The sequence below is a fragment of the Methylibium rhizosphaerae genome, from assembly GCF_006386545.1.
GTDB classification, from domain to species: domain Bacteria; phylum Pseudomonadota; class Gammaproteobacteria; order Burkholderiales; family Burkholderiaceae_C; genus Pseudorivibacter; species Pseudorivibacter rhizosphaerae.
Genome location: NZ_SWAR01000048.1, coordinates 1 through 15,868, shown reverse-complemented (window position 1 = coordinate 15,868; position 15,868 = coordinate 1). Strand labels below are relative to the sequence as shown.

The following is a 15,868-nucleotide window of genomic DNA, read 5'->3' as shown; positions in this document are numbered from 1 at the left end:
AGGACTGCGACCTTGCGGGTGCTTCTTCATTCTTCCCGCCGTGCAGATTGCCGCCGCGATTGGAAGAGGAGCTCGCCAGGCGTGAGCCGGACAGCGTCAGCTTTCGGAATCCGCCGCCCCTCTGCCGCCGAGCACGACCGGCAGCACCCGGCAGGCAGACGGATGTGCCAACTTAGGGGGGTGGGCCCTGCCTAGAATGACCGCCACCATGAGCGAGATCACCGTGTTGCTGGAGAAGTGCCAGGCGGGCGACGACGCCGCAAAGGACCGCCTCTTCACACTGCTCTACGCCGACCTCAAGCGCCTGGCCCGCAGCCATCTCGCGAAGGCCGGCCCGATCACGCTCGATCCCTCGTCCATCGTCCACGACGCCTGGCTGCGTTGCGGCGATGCCCCGTCCGGCCGCAGCCGGCGCCAGTTCTTCGCCTACGCCAGCACCGTGATGCGCAGCGTGATCGTCGACCATGTGCGCGAGCGTGCAGCGCAAAAGCGCGGCGGCGGCGTGTCCGAGGTGACGCTCAGCACCGCGGCCTTCGAAGAGCTGCCGAATCAACCCGATGCCGTGGCGGTTGACGAAGCGCTGCGAGCCCTGGCGCGCGTCGACGAGCGCGGCCACAAGCTCGTGGAAATGCGCTACTTCGGCGGCATGACGATGGAAGAGATCGCCGAGGTGATGGACCTCTCCGTGCCCACCCTCAAGCGCGACTGGCGCCGAGCCCGCGCCTTCCTGTTCGACTACCTCAGCGCCTGATGACGCCCACGGCACGATCGACCGCCGCCTGGCGCGAGGTGCTGGCCCTGTTCGACCGCTGGGCTGCCGCAGATCCAACGCGGCGCGCCGCCGAGCTGCAGCGCGCGCAGGCCGAGCACCCCGCGCTCTACCCGCGCCTGTTGGCCATGATCGAGGCCGACCGCGCCGCCGAGGCGGGCAACTTCCTCGGCGAGGCCACACCCCAGCCCGCCGAGCCGCTCCAGACCGACTGGTCCGGCACCCGCCTGGGCGCCTGGGAACTGCGCGAGCCCATCGGCAGCGGCGGCATGGGTCAGGTGTGGCGCGCCACGCGCAGCGATGGTCTTTACAGCGGCCGCGCCGCCGTCAAACTGCTGCATGCCGCGCGCATGGACCCGCAGGCACAGGCCCGCTTCGCGCACGAGGGCGAGTTCCTCGCGCGGCTCTCGCACCCGCACATCGCCCAGCTGCTCGATGCCGGCCTCGCCGCCGACGGCACGCGCTACCTGGTGCTCGAGTACGTGCCCGGCGAACGCATCGACCAATGGTGCGATGCGCGCAAGCTCGGCATCGAGGCGCGCCTGCGCCTGTTCATGCAGGTGTGCGAGGCGGTGGCCTACGCGCACGCCCACCTCGTGGTGCACCGTGACCTGAAGCCGGCCAACATCCTGGTCACCGAAGACGGCCACGTGAAGCTGCTCGACTTCGGCGTGGCCAAGCTGCTGGCCGAGGGCGACACGGGCGACGAGCTCACCGAGCTCACCCACGCCGGCCCGGCCGGCCTCACGCCGGAATACGCCGCCCCGGAGCAGATCGAAGGCCGCCCCGTCACCACGGCCACCGACGTGTACGCGCTGGGGGTGGTGCTGTTCGGCCTGCTGAGCGGCGCACGGCCTTATGCCGGCAGCTCGCGCGGCATGGCCGCACTGGCACGCGCCATCGTCGAGGAACCGCCGCGCGGCCTGACCGCCGCGCTGCGCGAATCGCCCGACGCCGCCCCCTCGCGCGGCAGCAGCCTGCCCGCGCTGCAGCAGGCCCTGCGCGGCGACCTGGAGACCATCGTCGCCAAGGCCTTGAAGAAGGCTCCGGCCGAGCGCTATGCGACGGTGCAGGAGTTGCGCGACGACCTGGAGCGCCACCTGGCGCACCAGCCGGTGATCGCGCAGCCCGACACCTTCGGCTACCGCACGGCGAAGTTCGTGCAGCGCAACCGCGCCCAGGTGGCCGTGCTGGCCGCGCTGATGCTCACGCTGGTGGCCGGCATCGCCGCCACCACCTGGCAGTGGCGCGCCGCCCTGCAGGAGGCCGAGCGCACGCACTCGGTGGTGCAACTGCTCACGGGCATCTTCACGGAGCTGAACCCCGAGCACTCGGGCGCCGCCAAAGTGCCTGTGGTCGACCTGCTGCGGCGCGGCTGGAGCGAGTCGCAGAAGAGGCTCCACGACGACCCGGCGCTGCAGGCCGAAGTGGCCCAGCCGCTGGGGCTGATGCTGTCGGCCGCCGGCGACCCGGCGCAGGCCCATGCCGCCCTGTCTCTCAGCCACGCGCACCTGCGCAACGCCGGGCGCATGCGCAGCCATGACTACCTGCAGGTCACCTTCGAACTCGGCTTCGTGGCCTGGATGCTGGGTCGCAACGACGAGGCACGCCGGCACTACCAGGATGTCATCGACACGGCCGCCACGATGGACGCGACTGGCATGGTCGAACCCGTCCACGCGCGCACGCGCCTGGGCACGCTCGCGCTCACTGAAGGCCGGCTTGACGACGCTACGCGCGAGCTGCGCCTGGCCGCAAGCCAGGCCGAGGCACGCTTCGGACGCGGCCACCCGAGCCACCGCCTGGCGCTCTCCGAGCTGGCCGAGGTGAGGAAGCAGACCGGCCACTGGGACGAGGCCAGGCAACTTTTCGCCGCCGTCTACGCCGAGCACGCCGACAAGCGCACGCCCACCGCGGCCCGGGCCCGCTACGGCATGGCCGAGCTCGACGTGGAGCTGGGCCAGTACGCACGCGCCGAGGCGGTGATGCCCGAGCTGATCGACCTGCTGGTCGAGCTGTGGGGCGACGATGACAACTACACGGTCTATGCACGCGTGTGGCATGCCATGGCGCTGCACCACCTCGGCCGGTACGCCGAAAGCGACCAGGCGATCGCGCTGGCGATGCAATCGGCGCCCAGGAGCGGCAATCCGGCGGCCCCGCGGGTGGTGAAGTTCGTTGCCGCCCGCCAGCTGTTGCGCCGTGGCGAGGTCGACCAGGCCGAGCCGCTGCTGCGCGCCGCCCTGCGCGATGACGAGGCGGCCGGCCCCTCGGCGCGCGGTCGCGCCGCCCGCACGCGCGCCTTGCTCGGTGAATGCCAGCTGCGGCGAGGCGATGTCGCCGGTGCCGTCGCCACGCTCACCCGCACCCTGGCCGAACAGCGTGCGCTGTTCGGCACGCACCACAAGGACATGTGGCCCACGCTGATGCTGCTGGCCCTGGCGACCGACGCCGCGCACGGCACCGCGCGGGCGGCACCGTTCTACGACGAGGCGCGCCAGGTCGCCACCGGCCGTCTGCCCGCAGGGCACCCGCAGCGGGCGCTCGCAGAGCTCCTGCTGGCCCAATCGGCCTGGCGGCAATCACCCGACGAGGCGACCCGTCGCGCGCTGACTCTCGCCAGCGAGTCGTTCCGTGCTGCGTTGCCTGCGCGATCCGATCTCGGCGCCATTTCCGTCTATTCTCGAAAGCTGCTGGCGCAGCCGCCTCAGCCCCGGTTGCAAGTGGCCGAGTTGTGGCCCTTGCTGATGTTCTGACCTGCTACCCAAGGAGAGCATGTATGAAGACGACCCTTCTCAAGAGCGGCATCGGCGCCCTGGCGGCCCTCGTGGCCTGGGCCGCGACGCCCGCTGCAGTCGCCACCCCCGCCGCGCCTGCTGCCGCGGCTTCGGCTCCCGTCAAGTCCGGACCCAAGCTCAAGCCGAAGCCGGCGGCCCCGGCCGGGGCGAAGGCGCCCGGCAACATCAGCAGCACGGATGGCGGCGGTGGCTCCAAGGTACCAACACGACCCACGGACGCTGCTGCCTCGGCAGGGACCCGTTAAGGCACGCATCGCGCACACGTTTGCGAGGGCCAGGGCGACCTGGCCCTCGGTGCTTTGCTGCGTGCGCAGATACCTCAGATGCCGAAGCTCGCGTCGATGGTCGGCGAATTGACCGACACCGGCGCGCCGGAGACGGTCACTCGGGCGTAGACCTCGTCCTTGCGCGGAATGGGCAGCGGCGGGTCGGTATTGGTCATGATGACCCCGCCATCCTCGTCGAGCAGACCGACGTCGATGGTGCGTACTTCGGAGTAGTTCACCGTGCCCGCGGCGGCCACTGCGAGCACCTTGTACGGCCGGGGCAAGGGGCTCACGCCCGCGAACGAGTACGTGTAGAGCTCGTCGTCGAACACCGAGTCGCCGGATGGCAGCTTGTCGCCGCTGAAGTCGTCGCCGAACAGCTTGATCTCCAGGCGGTAGGTCTTGCCGACATCGCCTGCATCGAAGCTGACGCTGCCGGCAACGGTCACGTTGCGCTTGTTGTTGACGGTATTGCCCAGGGTGAGGGTGGGCGTGCTGAGCGTTGGCATGAGAGATCTCCTGAACTGAAAGCTGGTGAGGTGGATGGAATGGAGCGCCGCGAGGCGCTTCCACTGATACAGACGCAAGCTGGTGGTGCCGCGGATCGTGCAACCGCCCCCTCATGCGAGGGGCGCGCGACTCCTGCGCTCACGGTCGCGCCTGCTCGAAGGGGTCGGGCAGTTCGACCACACCTCCGCCGGCCGCGGGAGCCTCCTGTGCGAAGGCGCGCAGCTCGTCGTCGAAGGCCTGGCGGAAGGCGGCGAGCGCTTCCGAGGACACCGGCGCGGAGTGGGTGGCCATTGGAGACCGGCACGGGGCGGTGGCCGGCGCTTGCGTGGCCGGCAGCGCGGCGATCGCCGGCGCATCGGCGGACCGCGCGGCCGGCGGCGCTGGCCCGCTGCCGTCCCCGCCACCGCCGCACGAGACCAGGCCCCACCCCACCGCGAGAGCGAGCGTGGACGCCCGCCAGGCTGCAGCGGACAGATGGTCGCGCATGGCTCACTCCCGGATCGGGATCTCGCGCAGCTCGGCGCGGTCCACGAAGAAGGTGCCCCCATTGGGCGCCTGGTTGTAGATGACCAGCGTGTCGGTGTTGGCCAGTGAGTTGGTGCACACGCGAAGCTGCTCCCACTCGCCGATCTTCGAGGTCCACGACACCGGGCCGCCGGTCATCGCGCGCGACTGGATGGCCACTTGGCCGCTGCGCACCATCACCCACACCGAGAACATGTACGCCTTCTTCGGGTCGAGTGCGTGGCTCTGGTAGACGCCGCCTTCGTTGCCGCCGGCCTGGAAGGCCAGCAGGCGGCTGCCGCCAGGCCCGGGTGCGCTGCCGTTCACGAGCGTTGAGCACACGGTGGCGCCGGCGTTGCTGCTGTGCATCTGCCAGTTGGCCGCGGCGGAATCGACCGGCGAGGGGTTGCCGTTCTGCCAGCACTTGGTAGTGCCCAGCGGCACGCCGGCGGCGGGCACCTCGAAGTTGGGGTTGAGCGCGAGGTTGCCGCTCAGGAAGAGGTAGTCGGGGCAGGCGCTCGCAGCTGGCGATGCCGCCTGAGCCGAGGTGGCAAAGGTCACCGAGAGCGCAGTGGCCAGGGCCGCAGCGCGGGAAATGATGCGTGTCATGGGAGTCCTCCGTGCATGAAGAAAGCGATCGCGGCATCGAGGGCCGCCGCGCAGCCCGTGAAGCCGTGTCAGAGGAAGAAGTCGCTGGTTTTCCGGCCCCAGCCGGACCGGGAATGTGTCGAAACCTTGTGCGTGGCCGCCAGCATGCCGATGACGACCTTGCTGATGGATGCGAGGTTGAACTTGTCGTTGGGCTGGATCGCGAGGAATTGCCTGGCCTTGATGCGCATGTCGTGTCTCTCCGGGCCTGCGCCGCCTCGCCATCGAGGCGGCTTGCTTGGAAAGACGCGAACCGGTGCGATCCGGGATCACGCCCCCTCGTTGTGGGGGGCTCTCCGGGGCTGCTGGCCGCGCCGCACGGTCCGCTGCCGCAGAGGCGCGAGGGGCAAAGCCGCCGGCCGCGAGGCGCCGGCGATCTCAGGCCTCCAGGGCCAACGTCGGCGTTGCGTCAGGCCGCGACCGAGATCGCGGGGTACCGGTCGTCGTAGAACGCCATGCGGCCCTTGAGGGCGGCATGTTCGTCGTACGGCTCTTCATAGGACCAGATGGCGTCCTTGAACTCGCGGTCGCCCTGCTTGAAGCTGTAGTACGTGGCAACGCCCTTGAAGGGGCACGTGGTCGTCGTCTCGCTGCGCGTCAGCTGGCTCGCATGAACCGCGTCGCGCGGGAAGTAGTAGCGCGGCGGCGCACCGTCCTCATCGACGCGAACGACGTCGGACGACTCGGCGATCGTCTGTCCGTCGACTGCTGCGGTCGCACGGCTGTGCAGGCGAGTTTCACGGACCTTGTGGTCCGGATGCTGTTGATGACCCGGTGACTTGCTCATGACCTTCCTTTCGTGCTGGCCTGCCTGGCCTCAGGGTTCAGCAAACTGCGTTCCCCCGTGCACCACGGCAGGGCGCCATGCAGGATTCCTGCGCCGGCCCTGCGCTTGGCTTGCCAAGTCGCCCAAAAGCTGCAAGCCCGCCCTCCTACAGTCTTGACGCAGCACAAACCCACCCGCGACATACCCGACGCGCGTGCGGCAGAGGCGATCTCCGGGGCCCGATCCGTGGTGCAGGCCCCGGCTTCCAGCCGCGAGGCACATCCGTGCCGGCTCGAGTCCTGACGTGGTCCTGCACTCAACACAACGGATCGGTCATGTCTCAACACCAGGACCTTGCGGGCATCCCATAGGACCCGGCCGGTCCGGCGTGTCTCGCGGCCTTTTTTTCTGGCCGGCCCTGCGCCACCCCGGGTTTTCCCTCCCCTCCCCCGCGTCGAAAACCGCGCCCTGTGAACGTCATGGCAAGAGGTCCCAGCTCGGCTCGCCGACGGGTCACCAATCGCGCCAGGCTTGTTACTCACGCCGCCGGGCGGGGCGCACTAGCCTGCACACCGACACACCGCATCAGCAAAGGGGAACCCGACCATGCCTTCCTGGAGAACCGCCGAACACACGCACTACCGCTGGATCATCGTTGCTGCGGGCGGCCTGCTCGGCTGCGTCGCGATCGGCGGGCTGTTTTCACTGCCGGTATTCCTGCGGCCGATCGCCGAGGACACGGGGTGGTCCACCACCGGCATTTCCACCGCGATGACCTTCGCCTTTCTGGCGCTCGCCTTCGGCAGCATCGGCTGGGGCTACCTGTCCGACCGTGTCGGTCCGCGCATCGTGGTGCTGGCCGGCTCGCTGCTGCTCACCGCCGGCCTGGCGCTGGCGAGCCTCGCCACATCGCTGCTCGCGTTCCAGCTGCTGTTCGGGGTGGTCGTGGGCCTCAGCGCGGCGGCGATCTTCGCGCCGATGATGGCCTGCGTCACCGGGTGGTTCGACACGCGGCGCAGCCTGGCGGTGTCGCTCGTGTCGGCCGGCATGGGCATGGCGCCGATGACCATGTCGCCGCTGGCGGCGTGGCTGGTGCAGGGCCACGACTGGCGCACTTCGCTGCAGATCATCGCGGCCCTGGTGGCCGGGATCATGGTGCCTGCGGCCCTGCTGGTGCGCCGCCCGCCGGCGCTGGCCCAGGCCGCCGCCGGCGCCGCGCCGGCAGGTGCATCGCATGAGCCGGCCCTGTCCCGCGGGCAAGCCCTGCGCTCCGCCCCCTTCCTCATCCTGGTCGCCACCAGCTTCCTGAGCTGCGCCACGCACTCGGGGCCGATCTTCCACACGGTGAGCTATGCCGTCAGCTGCGGCATCCCGCTCATGGCCGCCGTGTCGATCTACAGCCTGGAGGGCCTGGCAGGCATGGGCGGCCGCCTGGTGTTCGGGCTGCTGGGCGACCGCTTCGGGGCCGCGCGCGTGCTGGTGCTGGCCCTGCTGGCGCAGGCGATCGTGGTGCTGGGCTATGTGTACGCGCGCGAGCTCGGGAGCTTCTACACCGTGGCCGCGCTGTTCGGCTTCACCTATGCAGGCGTGATGCCGCTGTTCGCCGTCATGGCGCGCGAGAACTTTCCGCTGCGCATGATGGGCACGGTGATCGGCGGCACCACCATGGCCAGCAGCCTGGGCATGGCGCTGGGGCCCGTGCTGGGCGGGCTGATCTACGACTCGTTCTCGAGCTATGCCTGGCTGTTCGTCGGCGCGTTCGCGCTGGGCCTGGGCGCCTTCCTGTCCGCCCTGGCGTTCACGCGGCTGCCGGGGCGGCAGATGGCAGCTGCGGCAGCCTGAGCACTGCCGCCGGCTTCAGGCGCCTGCGGCCGGCGGTATGTCGAAGTGAAGCACGTCTCAGGCAGCACGGCCTGCGCCGCCTGTGCCATTGCATGGGTGAAGCTCTGCGGGCCCGGGTGGGCCAGGACGGAAAGCGCGAACGGCATCATTCGATCTCGAACACCGAGCCGTTCCACGGCGTAGCGGATTCGTGGAACAGGTCGGCCAGGTATTCGCACAGCTCTTCTCGCGCCAGGAAGCCGGGCACGATGAAGTCGGCCGGGCGGCGCTTGCCGTCGGCCCCGACGAGCCAGGCCACCCAGTCACCCGGAGAACCCTCGATGGCGACGATGTCGCCGAAGACGTTGAAGCGGTGGTATTCGATGTCGCGCATCCCCCGAGCTTAAACAAGCCCGGCCCCTGTCGCGGCGCGGACGGCGCAGCGCGAGCGCGAACCGAAGAGGGCGGACACGCCGTCGACGCATTGACGCACGCGCCGGCGTAGTGGATGACGCGCCCTCCGCCCGCATACAGGCCGTGGTGCACATAGCCGCGCCGTGCCGACGTGAGATGGGTGCCGAGCGGAAGTTCTTCGTCCATGGCCGTGATCCGGTTGATCAGGCCTGCAGCGTGCGGCACCGCGCCACCGCTCGATGTCGATCGACCGCCGATGCGTTGCAGCTGAAATCGCCTGGCCCCGGCCTGAAACGCACGGGCAATGCCGCGCTCGCACGATGCAGTCTCACCACAGCCCATCAGTCCAGCCGTTGAACACAAGGAGACGCCGCAATGGTCATCCACAGGACCCTGACGGCACTCGGCACCTTCGTGGCCGTGTGCTCGTCGCTGCTGCTCACCCTGCTCGGCGACACGAAAGACACCGACTCCATCGCCGCACTCGACGACCGGTTGCTGCGCGACATCGGCCTGGCGCGTTGCACGCCGCAGCCTCCGCCCCGCGCGGGCGGCCTGCCGCTGACGACGCTGTGAGTCCCCGCTGGCCGCTCGACCGGCCGCTCAGGCACGCGCCCCTCACCCCAACCCTCTCCCCGCAAACGGGGCGAGGGAGTCAATGCCAGCGGCGCGCTTCAAGCTCCCTCTCCCCGTGAACGGGGAGAGGGATGGGGTGAGGGGAAGCGGCCAGGACGCTGAGCGCCGCTAGCGTGCGACCGTCAGGTCCCCCCGCACCATCACCAGGTCCACGAAGGACGAGCCGCGGTGCTTCCCCGGGCCGTAGGTGAGCGTGAAGGGCCCGATCTCCTGGCGGCCAAGTCCTTCGAGAGCGTTGCGCAAGGCTGCACGGTCGATCTTCGGGCCGGCGTTGTGCATGGCCTTGACCAGCAACCTGGCGGAGATGTAGCCCTCCATCGCGGCCGCCGAAGTCAGGTCCTCCTTGCCGTTCGACCCGATCGCCTGCATGGCGCGGCGGAACTCCGAGGCAATGCCCGTGGGTCCGGCGGGGTCCGGCACGCGATTGGCGATCACGAAGCCGTGTGCCGACTTGCCGGCTTCTCTTACCAGGTTCCTGGCGCTGATGATGGAGACGCCGTAGTGGTAGAGGCGGCCATTGCCTGCCACGCCGGCGAGGTCGAGTTCCTTGAGCAGCTGGGCGCTGTACTGGGCCGACGACAGGTGGAGCACGGCCTGGATCCGTGCCTCCTGCAGCGCCTTCGCAGCCGCGCGGATGTCGGGCTGCTGCGGTTCGTAGGCCACCGCCGCGGGCTGCGGCAGCTTGTGCTGGCTCGCATATTCCTTCACCAGTGCCAGGGCGCCCTGCCCGAAGCCGTCGTTCTGATAGAACACCCCGAGGCCGTGCGAGCCGATGGTGGTGAGGTGCTGAAGGATCTTCTTGATCTCGTCGGAGTAGGTGCCGCGCACGAAGAAGACCTGCGGCTGACTGTCCGTTTGCAGCGCGTCGCTGCCGGAGATGGGTGCGAACAGCACCGCGCCGGCTTCCTTGGCCAGCGGCGCAACGGCCTTCGTGCTGCCCGTACCGGTGTAGCCGAACAGCGCGACCGGCGCCTCGCCGTCGCCGAGGAACTGCCTGGTGTTCTGCACGGCCCGGTTCGGGTCATAGCCGTCATCGAGGGACACGAACTCGATTTGCCTGCCGTGAACGCCTCCGGCACCGTTGGCCGCGGCGAACGCAGCCTTCGCTCCGGTGTTGAATGCGATGCCCACCTCGGCCTGGGGGCCCGACAACGCGGCCGACTGCGCGACACGCAAGGTGTTCGACGCTCGTCCTTTCTGCGCGGTTGTGCCTTGCGCAAGGGCCAGCGGCGCCTGCGTGGTCGTATAGAGGGCGCCCATCAGGGCCTGGAGTGAAAAGGTTCGGCGGGACAGCATGGGAGCGACTCTAGGAGTCGGTCAGTCCCGACGCATTGCCGAACCCTGACGGAACCCTGGCCAGGCGCAGAAGGCGTGCCGTGCCGCCAAAAAATGCCGCCGCCGCACTGATCCTGGGCGAAGCCGTGCGCATCGGCCCGAAGCGCGCCCCATTTTTTCGATTCTTGACGCCGGTCAACGGCGTGCGGCGGCGCACCATCGCAAAGTGCCTCCAGACAAGGAGACACGATGCGCCCCACCATCGATTTCGAGCAGCTGGTCCGCTCCATGGGCGATGCGGTGGTCGTTTCCGATGCCGCCGGCACGATCATCGTGTGGAACGCCTCCGCAACGCGCATCTTCGGCTTCACCGAGGAGGAGGCGCTGGGCCGCCCGCTCGATCTCATCATTCCCGAGCGGCTGCGCGGGCGCCACAACGAAGGCTACGAGAAGACGGTGGCCAGCGGCGAGACGCGCTACGGCACCACGCTGCTGCGCGTGCCTGCACTGCACAAGGACGGCCGCGCGCTGTCCATCGCATTCACCGTGGCGCTGCTGACCGGCGTGCAGGGGCAGGTCGAAGGCGTGGTCGCGGTGATCCGCGACGAGACGCAGCGCTTCAACGACGACAAGGCGCTGCGACAGCGGCTGGCCGCGCTGGAGCAGGCCGCCGCACGCGCGACCAGCTGAACACGCAACTCTTGGAAAGCTAGCCATGGACAAGGCGCTCAGCGGGGTCCGCATCCTGGACTTCACCCATGTTCAATCCGGGCCGACCTGCACGCAGCTGCTGGCGTGGTTCGGCGCCGACGTCATCAAGGTCGAGCGCCCCGGCGAAGGCGATGCCACGCGCGGCCAGCTGCGCGACATCCCCGGCGTGGACAGCCTCTACTTCACGATGCTCAACCACAACAAGCGCTCGGTCACGCTCAACGCCAAGACGCCCAGGGGCAAGCAGGTGCTGGAGTCGCTGATCCGGCATTGCGACGTGCTGGTCGAGAACTTCGCGCCCGGCGCGATGGAGCGCATGGGCCTGTCGTGGGAACACATCCACAAGCTCAACCCGCGCATGATCGTCGGCTCCGTCAAGGGCTTCGGCCCCGGGCGCTACGAGGACTGCAAGGTCTACGAGAACGTCGCGCAGTGCGCCGGGGGCGCCGCCTCCACCACCGGCTTCGACGACGGCCCGCCGGTGGTGAGCGGTGCGCAGATCGGCGACAGCGGCACCGGGCTGCACCTCGCGCTCGGCATCGTGACGGCGCTGTACCAGCGCACCCACAGCGGCCGCGGCCAGAAGGTGCTCGCGCCGATGCAGGACGCAGTGCTGAACCTGTGCCGCGTGAAGCTGCGCGACCAGCAGCGGCTGGAGCGCACCCACGTGCTGCACGAGTACCCGCAGTACCCCGACGGCCGCTTCGGCGACGCGGTGCCGCGCGCCGGCAATGCCTCGGGCGGCGGGCAGCCAGGCTGGATCCTTCGCTGCAAAGGCTGGGAGACCGATCCCAACGCCTACATCTACTTCATCACCCAGGCGGCGGTGTGGCCGGCGGTGTGCAGGGTGATCGGCGAGGAAGGCTGGATCGACGACGAGGCCTATGCCACGCCGCAGGCCCGGCTGCTGCACCTCAAGCCCATCTTCGCGCGCATCGAGCAGTGGACGATGAGCAAGACCAAGTTCGAGGCGATGGAGATCCTGAACGAGTACGACATCCCGTGCGGGCCCATCCTGTCGATGAAGGAGATCGCCGAGGACCCGTGGCTGCGCAAGAGCGGCACCGTGGTCGAGGTGGACCATCCCTCGCGCGGCCGGCACCTGACCGTGGGCAACCCGATCAAGCTGTCGGACAGCCCCACCGAGGTGACGCGCGCGCCGCTGCTGGGCGAGCACACCGAGCAAGTGCTGAAGGAGCTGGGCTACGGCGACAAGGACGTGGAGCTGCTGCGTTCCGAAGGGGCGATCTGACATCAGTGCCGAGAGCACGGCCAGCCATCACGCGCAGGTGATGCTTCGAATAAGAACAATTGACTGTCGCTGATCTCTCCCGCCTTCTAGATTCTGCGCACCGGTGATCGACGTCTGCATCCGCACCGGCATCAACAGGAACGGAAACAGGAACAGGAGAAGGTCATGAAGAACGACTTGCCGCCCGTGCTCAGCAGCGAAGACCTCGAGCGCGACGCCTACAACGCGGCCTTCCACGAACTGGGGCTGCGCTGGTACTGGGACAGCGACACCTACGAAGCGCTGGTGCGGCACAGCGCCGAGCCGGAGCTGCGCATCCGCCACTACCTCGAGACGCGGCAGCCGCACCTGCTCAAGGCCTACGACGCGGCCTTCCTCGCCTCGGCGATCCAGGAACGCATGCTGCGTCACAAGCCCTGCAGCCGCGGGCCGTTCGACTGGTCGCAGGCAAGCACCGCCTGGGAACTGGGCGTCTGAGCCCCCGCGTCGCTCACGGAACGCCCCATGTCGATCCTCGTCAACAAGCGCAGCCGCATCGTCGTGCAAGGCCTGGTGGAGTCCGCCGGGCTGCAGCACACGCTGGCCGGGCGCCGCTACGGCCATGGCCGCCGGTGCTTCGTCGCCGGCGTCGGGCCGTCGCCGCTGGGCGGCGCGCTCGAAGGCATTCCGGTCTTCAAGACCGTGGCCGAAGCCCGCGCCGCCACCGGCGCCACCACCTCGGTGGTGTATGCGAGGCCCGGGCATGCGGCCGAGGCCATCGACGAGGCCGCCGAGGCCGGCATGGAGCTGGTGGTGTGCGTGAGCAACGGCGTACCGCCGCAGGACCTTTCGGCGCTGCAGGCGCGCCTGCAGCGCCGCGGCACGCGCCTCCTGGGACCAGGCTGCGCGGGTGTGGTGACTCCCGGCGAGGTGCAGGTCGGCGCCCTGCCCGGCGACGTGCACCGCCGCGGGCGCATCGGCATCGTGTCGCGCTCGGTCGCACTCACCGCTTACGTGGCGCGCCATCTTGCGCAGTTCGGCCTGGGCGCCTCCACCGTGGTGGGCCTGCCCCAGGCCGGGCTGCACGGGCTCACCCACCTCGAGCTGCTGAAGATGTTCAGCGAGGACGACGGCACCGACGCGGTGCTGCTGGTGGGCTCGGTCGGCGAGGACGAACTGCAGCACTGCGCCGAGTGGATCGCGCAGCACATGGAGAAGCCCCTGGTGGGCTACATCGAGGACGGCGCCGGCGCCGCGGTGCAGCGCTCCGCGCTGCAGGCCTGCGGCGTGCAGCTCGCCAGCGACCCGGCACTGATCGGCGAACTCACCGCCTCGGTGGTGGACTGCCGCTGGCTCCCCTTTGACTGAGGATGGTGATGACACACACCCGCTGGGTCCGCTTCCTGCTCGACGGCACCGAGTCCTTTGGACAACTCCAGGGCGAGCGCGTGCTCGAGCATCGCGGCAGCCTCTTCGGCGACAACGCGCCCACCGGCCGCAGCGTGGCGCTGCAGGACGTGAAGCTGCTCGCGCCCGTGCAGCCCACCAAGGTGATCGCACTGTGGAACAACTTCGGCCAGCTGCGCGAGAAGCTGCAGCTGGGCCTGCCCGAGGAGCCGCTGTACCTGCTGAAGTCGCCCAACTCGTGGAGCGCGCACGAGGCACCCATTCCGCTGCCGCGCGGCGGCGGCAAGGTGGTGTTCGAGGGCGAGCTGGGCATCGTGATCGGCCGGCGCTGCACCTCGGTGAGCGAGGCCGATGCGCCGGCACACGTGTTCGGCTACACCTGCGGCAACGACGTCACGCTGGCCGACGTGCTCAACCGCGACGCCTCGTTCACCCAGTGGACGCGGGCCAAGGGCATCGACGGCTTCTGCCCGCTCGGCCCGGCCGTCGCCACCGGACTCGACCCGGCCGCGCTGCGGGTGAAGACGCTGCTGGACGGCCAGGTCCGGCAGGACTACCCGATCAGCGACATGACCTTTTCGGTGGCCCGGCTGGTGAGCCGCATCTCCGTGGACATGACCCTGCTGCCGGGCGATGTGATCCTGTGCGGCACGTCGGTCGGCGTCGGCTCCATCAAGCCGGGCAGCCTCGTCGAAGTGGAGATCGAAGGCATCGGGCGGCTGGCCAACCGGCTCGAATGAATTTCCATTTCGAAGGACTCTGCTCATGAAGATCGCAATCATCGGCGCCGGTGCCATCGGCGGCCTCGTCGGGGCGAAGCTCGCCATGGCCGGCGAGGACGTCACCTTCATCGTGCGCGGCCGCAACCTCGAGGCCATACGCGAGCGCGGCATCAAGCTCGTCACCGCCGACGGCCAGGAACAGGTGGCCCTGCACGTGCGCGCCACCGACGACTATGCCGCCGCAGGCCCGCAGGACGTGGTCATCCCGGCCATGAAGGCCCACCAGCTCGAAGGCGTGCTCGAGCCGCTGCCGCACCTGCTCGGCCCCGACACGGTGATCGTGCCGATGCAGAACGGCATCCCGTACTGGTACTTCCAGCGGCATGGCGGCCCGCACGAGGGCACCTGCGTGCGAAGCGTCGACCTGCATGGCCGCATCGCCGCCGGCATCGACCCGGCAAGGGTGATCGGCTGCGTGGTCTACCCGGCTTCTCAGCTGGCGGCCCCGGGCGTCGTGCGCCACATCGAAGGCGACCGGTTCCCCCTGGGCGAACTCGACGGCCGCACCACGGCGCGCGTGCAGCGCATCGCCGACGCCTTTGCCAGTGCCGGCTTCAAGGCGCCGGTGCTCGAAGACATTCGCTCGGAGATCTGGCTCAAGCTGTGGGGCAACCTGAGCTTCAACCCCATCAGCGGGCTCACGCACTCGACGCTGGCCGACATCTGCCAGTTCCCGCTCACGCGGGAGCTTGCCGCGGCGATGATGCGCGAGGCCCAGGCGGTGGCCCACAAGCTGAACATCACCTTCCGTGTACCGCTGGAAAAGCGCATCGCCGGTGCCGAGAAGGTGGGCCACCACAAGACCTCGATGCTGCAGGACGTGGAGGCCGGGCGCGAACCCGAGATCGACGCGCTGGTGGGTTCAGTGGTCGAGCTGGCGCAGCTCACCCAGACGCCCACGCCGCACATCGACAGCGTGTATGCGCTGGTGAAGCTGCTCGCGCGCACCATGCAAGACCAGCGCGGCCACGTGCGCCTGCACGAGTCGGCCGAGCGTGTCGCGGCCCACGCCGCCTGACCCGGGAGAGCGGACGCGATGGACATGTTCATGACGGCCGAGTTCTGGATCGCGGTCGGCCAGATCATCATGATCGACATCCTGCTGGGTGGCGACAACGCGGTGGTCATCGCGCTGGCCTGCCGCAAGCTGCCCGCCAGGCAGCGCACGCAGGGCATCCTGTGGGGCACCGCCGGCGCCATCGTGCTCCGGGTGGTCCTGATCTTCTTCGCGCTCACGCTGCTGAAGATCTCCTTCCTCAAGCTGGTGGGCGCGGCCCTGCTGATCTGGATCGGCATCAAGCTGCTGCTGCCCGAGGACGAGGACGAGCAC

The 15,868-nt window shown here is 69.4% G+C and carries 19 protein-coding genes and 1 pseudogene; 12 read left to right on the top strand and 8 right to left on the bottom strand.

Translation table 11 applies throughout. From position 1 onward, the window contains the following. The first annotated feature begins 208 nt into the window (after positions 1–208). From E8D38_RS24185 to E8D38_RS24175, 3 genes are read left to right on the top strand one after another with little or no spacing between them, the layout of a single operon-like run. Entirely contained in the window at positions 209–751 is a 543-nt protein-coding gene (locus tag E8D38_RS24185; RefSeq protein WP_181179397.1) for an ECF-type sigma factor, read from the top strand. After that, on the top strand, positions 751–3,525 hold the full coding sequence (locus E8D38_RS24180) for a serine/threonine-protein kinase (RefSeq protein WP_140636500.1): 2,775 nt from the start codon (positions 751–753) through the stop codon (positions 3,523–3,525). Before E8D38_RS24185 ends, E8D38_RS24180 begins: the two co-directional genes overlap by 1 nt. 23 nt (positions 3,526–3,548) lie before the next feature. Next, complete coding sequence (locus tag E8D38_RS24175) at positions 3,549–3,812, top strand: hypothetical protein (protein WP_140636498.1); 264 nt, start codon at positions 3,549–3,551, stop codon at positions 3,810–3,812. A 74-nt stretch (positions 3,813–3,886) separates the two neighbouring features. Here the strand turns inward: E8D38_RS24175 and E8D38_RS24170 are convergent, their stop codons facing one another. The 5 genes from E8D38_RS24170 to E8D38_RS24155 all read right to left on the bottom strand — a co-directional run bounded on the left by E8D38_RS24170 (position 3,887) and on the right by E8D38_RS24155 (position 6,282). Then, complete coding sequence (locus tag E8D38_RS24170) at positions 3,887–4,342, bottom strand: hypothetical protein (RefSeq protein ID WP_140636497.1); 456 nt, start codon at positions 4,340–4,342, stop codon at positions 3,887–3,889. 139 nt (positions 4,343–4,481) lie between these two features. Continuing rightward, entirely contained in the window at positions 4,482–4,829 is a 348-nt protein-coding gene (locus tag E8D38_RS24165; protein WP_140636495.1) for a hypothetical protein, read from the bottom strand. 3 nt (positions 4,830–4,832) lie between these two features. Then, a complete protein-coding gene (locus E8D38_RS24160; RefSeq protein ID WP_140636493.1) occupies positions 4,833–5,456 on the bottom strand; it encodes a hypothetical protein in 624 nt (207 codons plus the stop codon). 68 nt (positions 5,457–5,524) lie between these two features. Beyond that, entirely contained in the window at positions 5,525–5,686 is a 162-nt protein-coding gene (locus tag E8D38_RS28445) for a hypothetical protein (protein ID WP_181179396.1), read from the bottom strand. 218 nt (positions 5,687–5,904) lie between these two features. Next, positions 5,905–6,282 (bottom strand): DUF427 domain-containing protein, encoded by a 378-nt coding sequence (locus tag E8D38_RS24155; protein WP_140636491.1) that lies wholly within the window; start codon positions 6,280–6,282, stop codon positions 5,905–5,907. Between the two features lie 585 nt (positions 6,283–6,867). On the opposite strand from E8D38_RS24155, the gene E8D38_RS24150 reads away from it, so the two are divergent. Continuing rightward, positions 6,868–8,103, top strand: a complete 1,236-nt coding sequence (locus E8D38_RS24150; protein WP_140636489.1) for an MFS transporter — start codon at positions 6,868–6,870, stop codon at positions 8,101–8,103. Positions 8,104–8,248: 145 nt separating this feature from the next. On the opposite strand, the gene E8D38_RS24145 is transcribed toward E8D38_RS24150, so the two are convergent. Then, positions 8,249–8,476, bottom strand: coding sequence for a DUF7661 family protein (locus E8D38_RS24145; RefSeq protein ID WP_140636487.1), 228 nt, complete (start codon positions 8,474–8,476; stop codon positions 8,249–8,251). A 101-nt stretch (positions 8,477–8,577) separates the two neighbouring features. Next, positions 8,578–8,682: pseudogene (locus tag E8D38_RS24140) on the bottom strand (lecithin retinol acyltransferase family protein); the annotation flags it as partial. Between the two features lie 189 nt (positions 8,683–8,871). On the opposite strand from E8D38_RS24140, the gene E8D38_RS24135 reads away from it, so the two are divergent. Continuing rightward, positions 8,872–9,072 (top strand): DUF1127 domain-containing protein, encoded by a 201-nt coding sequence (locus E8D38_RS24135; protein ID WP_140636485.1) that lies wholly within the window; start codon positions 8,872–8,874, stop codon positions 9,070–9,072. 168 nt (positions 9,073–9,240) lie between these two features. Here E8D38_RS24135 and E8D38_RS24130 read toward each other — a convergent pair whose 3' ends face one another. Further along, positions 9,241–10,428 carry an ABC transporter substrate-binding protein gene (locus E8D38_RS24130; RefSeq protein WP_140636483.1) on the bottom strand — a complete coding sequence of 396 codons (1,188 nt, stop codon included), beginning with the start codon at positions 10,426–10,428 and terminating at the stop codon, positions 9,241–9,243. 228 nt (positions 10,429–10,656) lie between these two features. On the opposite strand from E8D38_RS24130, the gene E8D38_RS24125 reads away from it, so the two are divergent. The 7 genes from E8D38_RS24125 to E8D38_RS24095 form a co-directional block, all read left to right on the top strand. Further along, positions 10,657–11,097 (top strand): PAS domain-containing protein, encoded by a 441-nt coding sequence (locus E8D38_RS24125; RefSeq protein WP_140636481.1) that lies wholly within the window; start codon positions 10,657–10,659, stop codon positions 11,095–11,097. 25 nt (positions 11,098–11,122) lie between these two features. After that, positions 11,123–12,370: a formyl-CoA transferase gene (frc, locus tag E8D38_RS24120; protein WP_140636479.1), complete on the top strand. Its 1,248-nt coding sequence runs from the start codon at positions 11,123–11,125 to the stop codon at positions 12,368–12,370. A 165-nt stretch (positions 12,371–12,535) separates the two neighbouring features. Continuing rightward, on the top strand, positions 12,536–12,847 hold the full coding sequence (locus E8D38_RS24115; protein WP_140636477.1) for an HAD family hydrolase: 312 nt from the start codon (positions 12,536–12,538) through the stop codon (positions 12,845–12,847). A gap of 27 nt (positions 12,848–12,874) precedes the next feature. Next, positions 12,875–13,717 carry a succinate--CoA ligase subunit alpha gene (locus tag E8D38_RS24110; RefSeq protein WP_140636475.1) on the top strand — a complete coding sequence of 281 codons (843 nt, stop codon included), beginning with the start codon at positions 12,875–12,877 and terminating at the stop codon, positions 13,715–13,717. Between the two features lie 8 nt (positions 13,718–13,725). Beyond that, on the top strand, positions 13,726–14,496 hold the full coding sequence (locus E8D38_RS24105; RefSeq protein ID WP_140636473.1) for a fumarylacetoacetate hydrolase family protein: 771 nt from the start codon (positions 13,726–13,728) through the stop codon (positions 14,494–14,496). Positions 14,497–14,521: 25 nt separating this feature from the next. Then, positions 14,522–15,556 (top strand): 2-dehydropantoate 2-reductase, encoded by a 1,035-nt coding sequence (locus E8D38_RS24100; protein ID WP_140636471.1) that lies wholly within the window; start codon positions 14,522–14,524, stop codon positions 15,554–15,556. 18 nt (positions 15,557–15,574) lie between these two features. Next, positions 15,575–15,868: TerC family protein (locus tag E8D38_RS24095; protein ID WP_425462816.1), on the top strand; the 294-nt coding region annotated here is incomplete at its 3' end.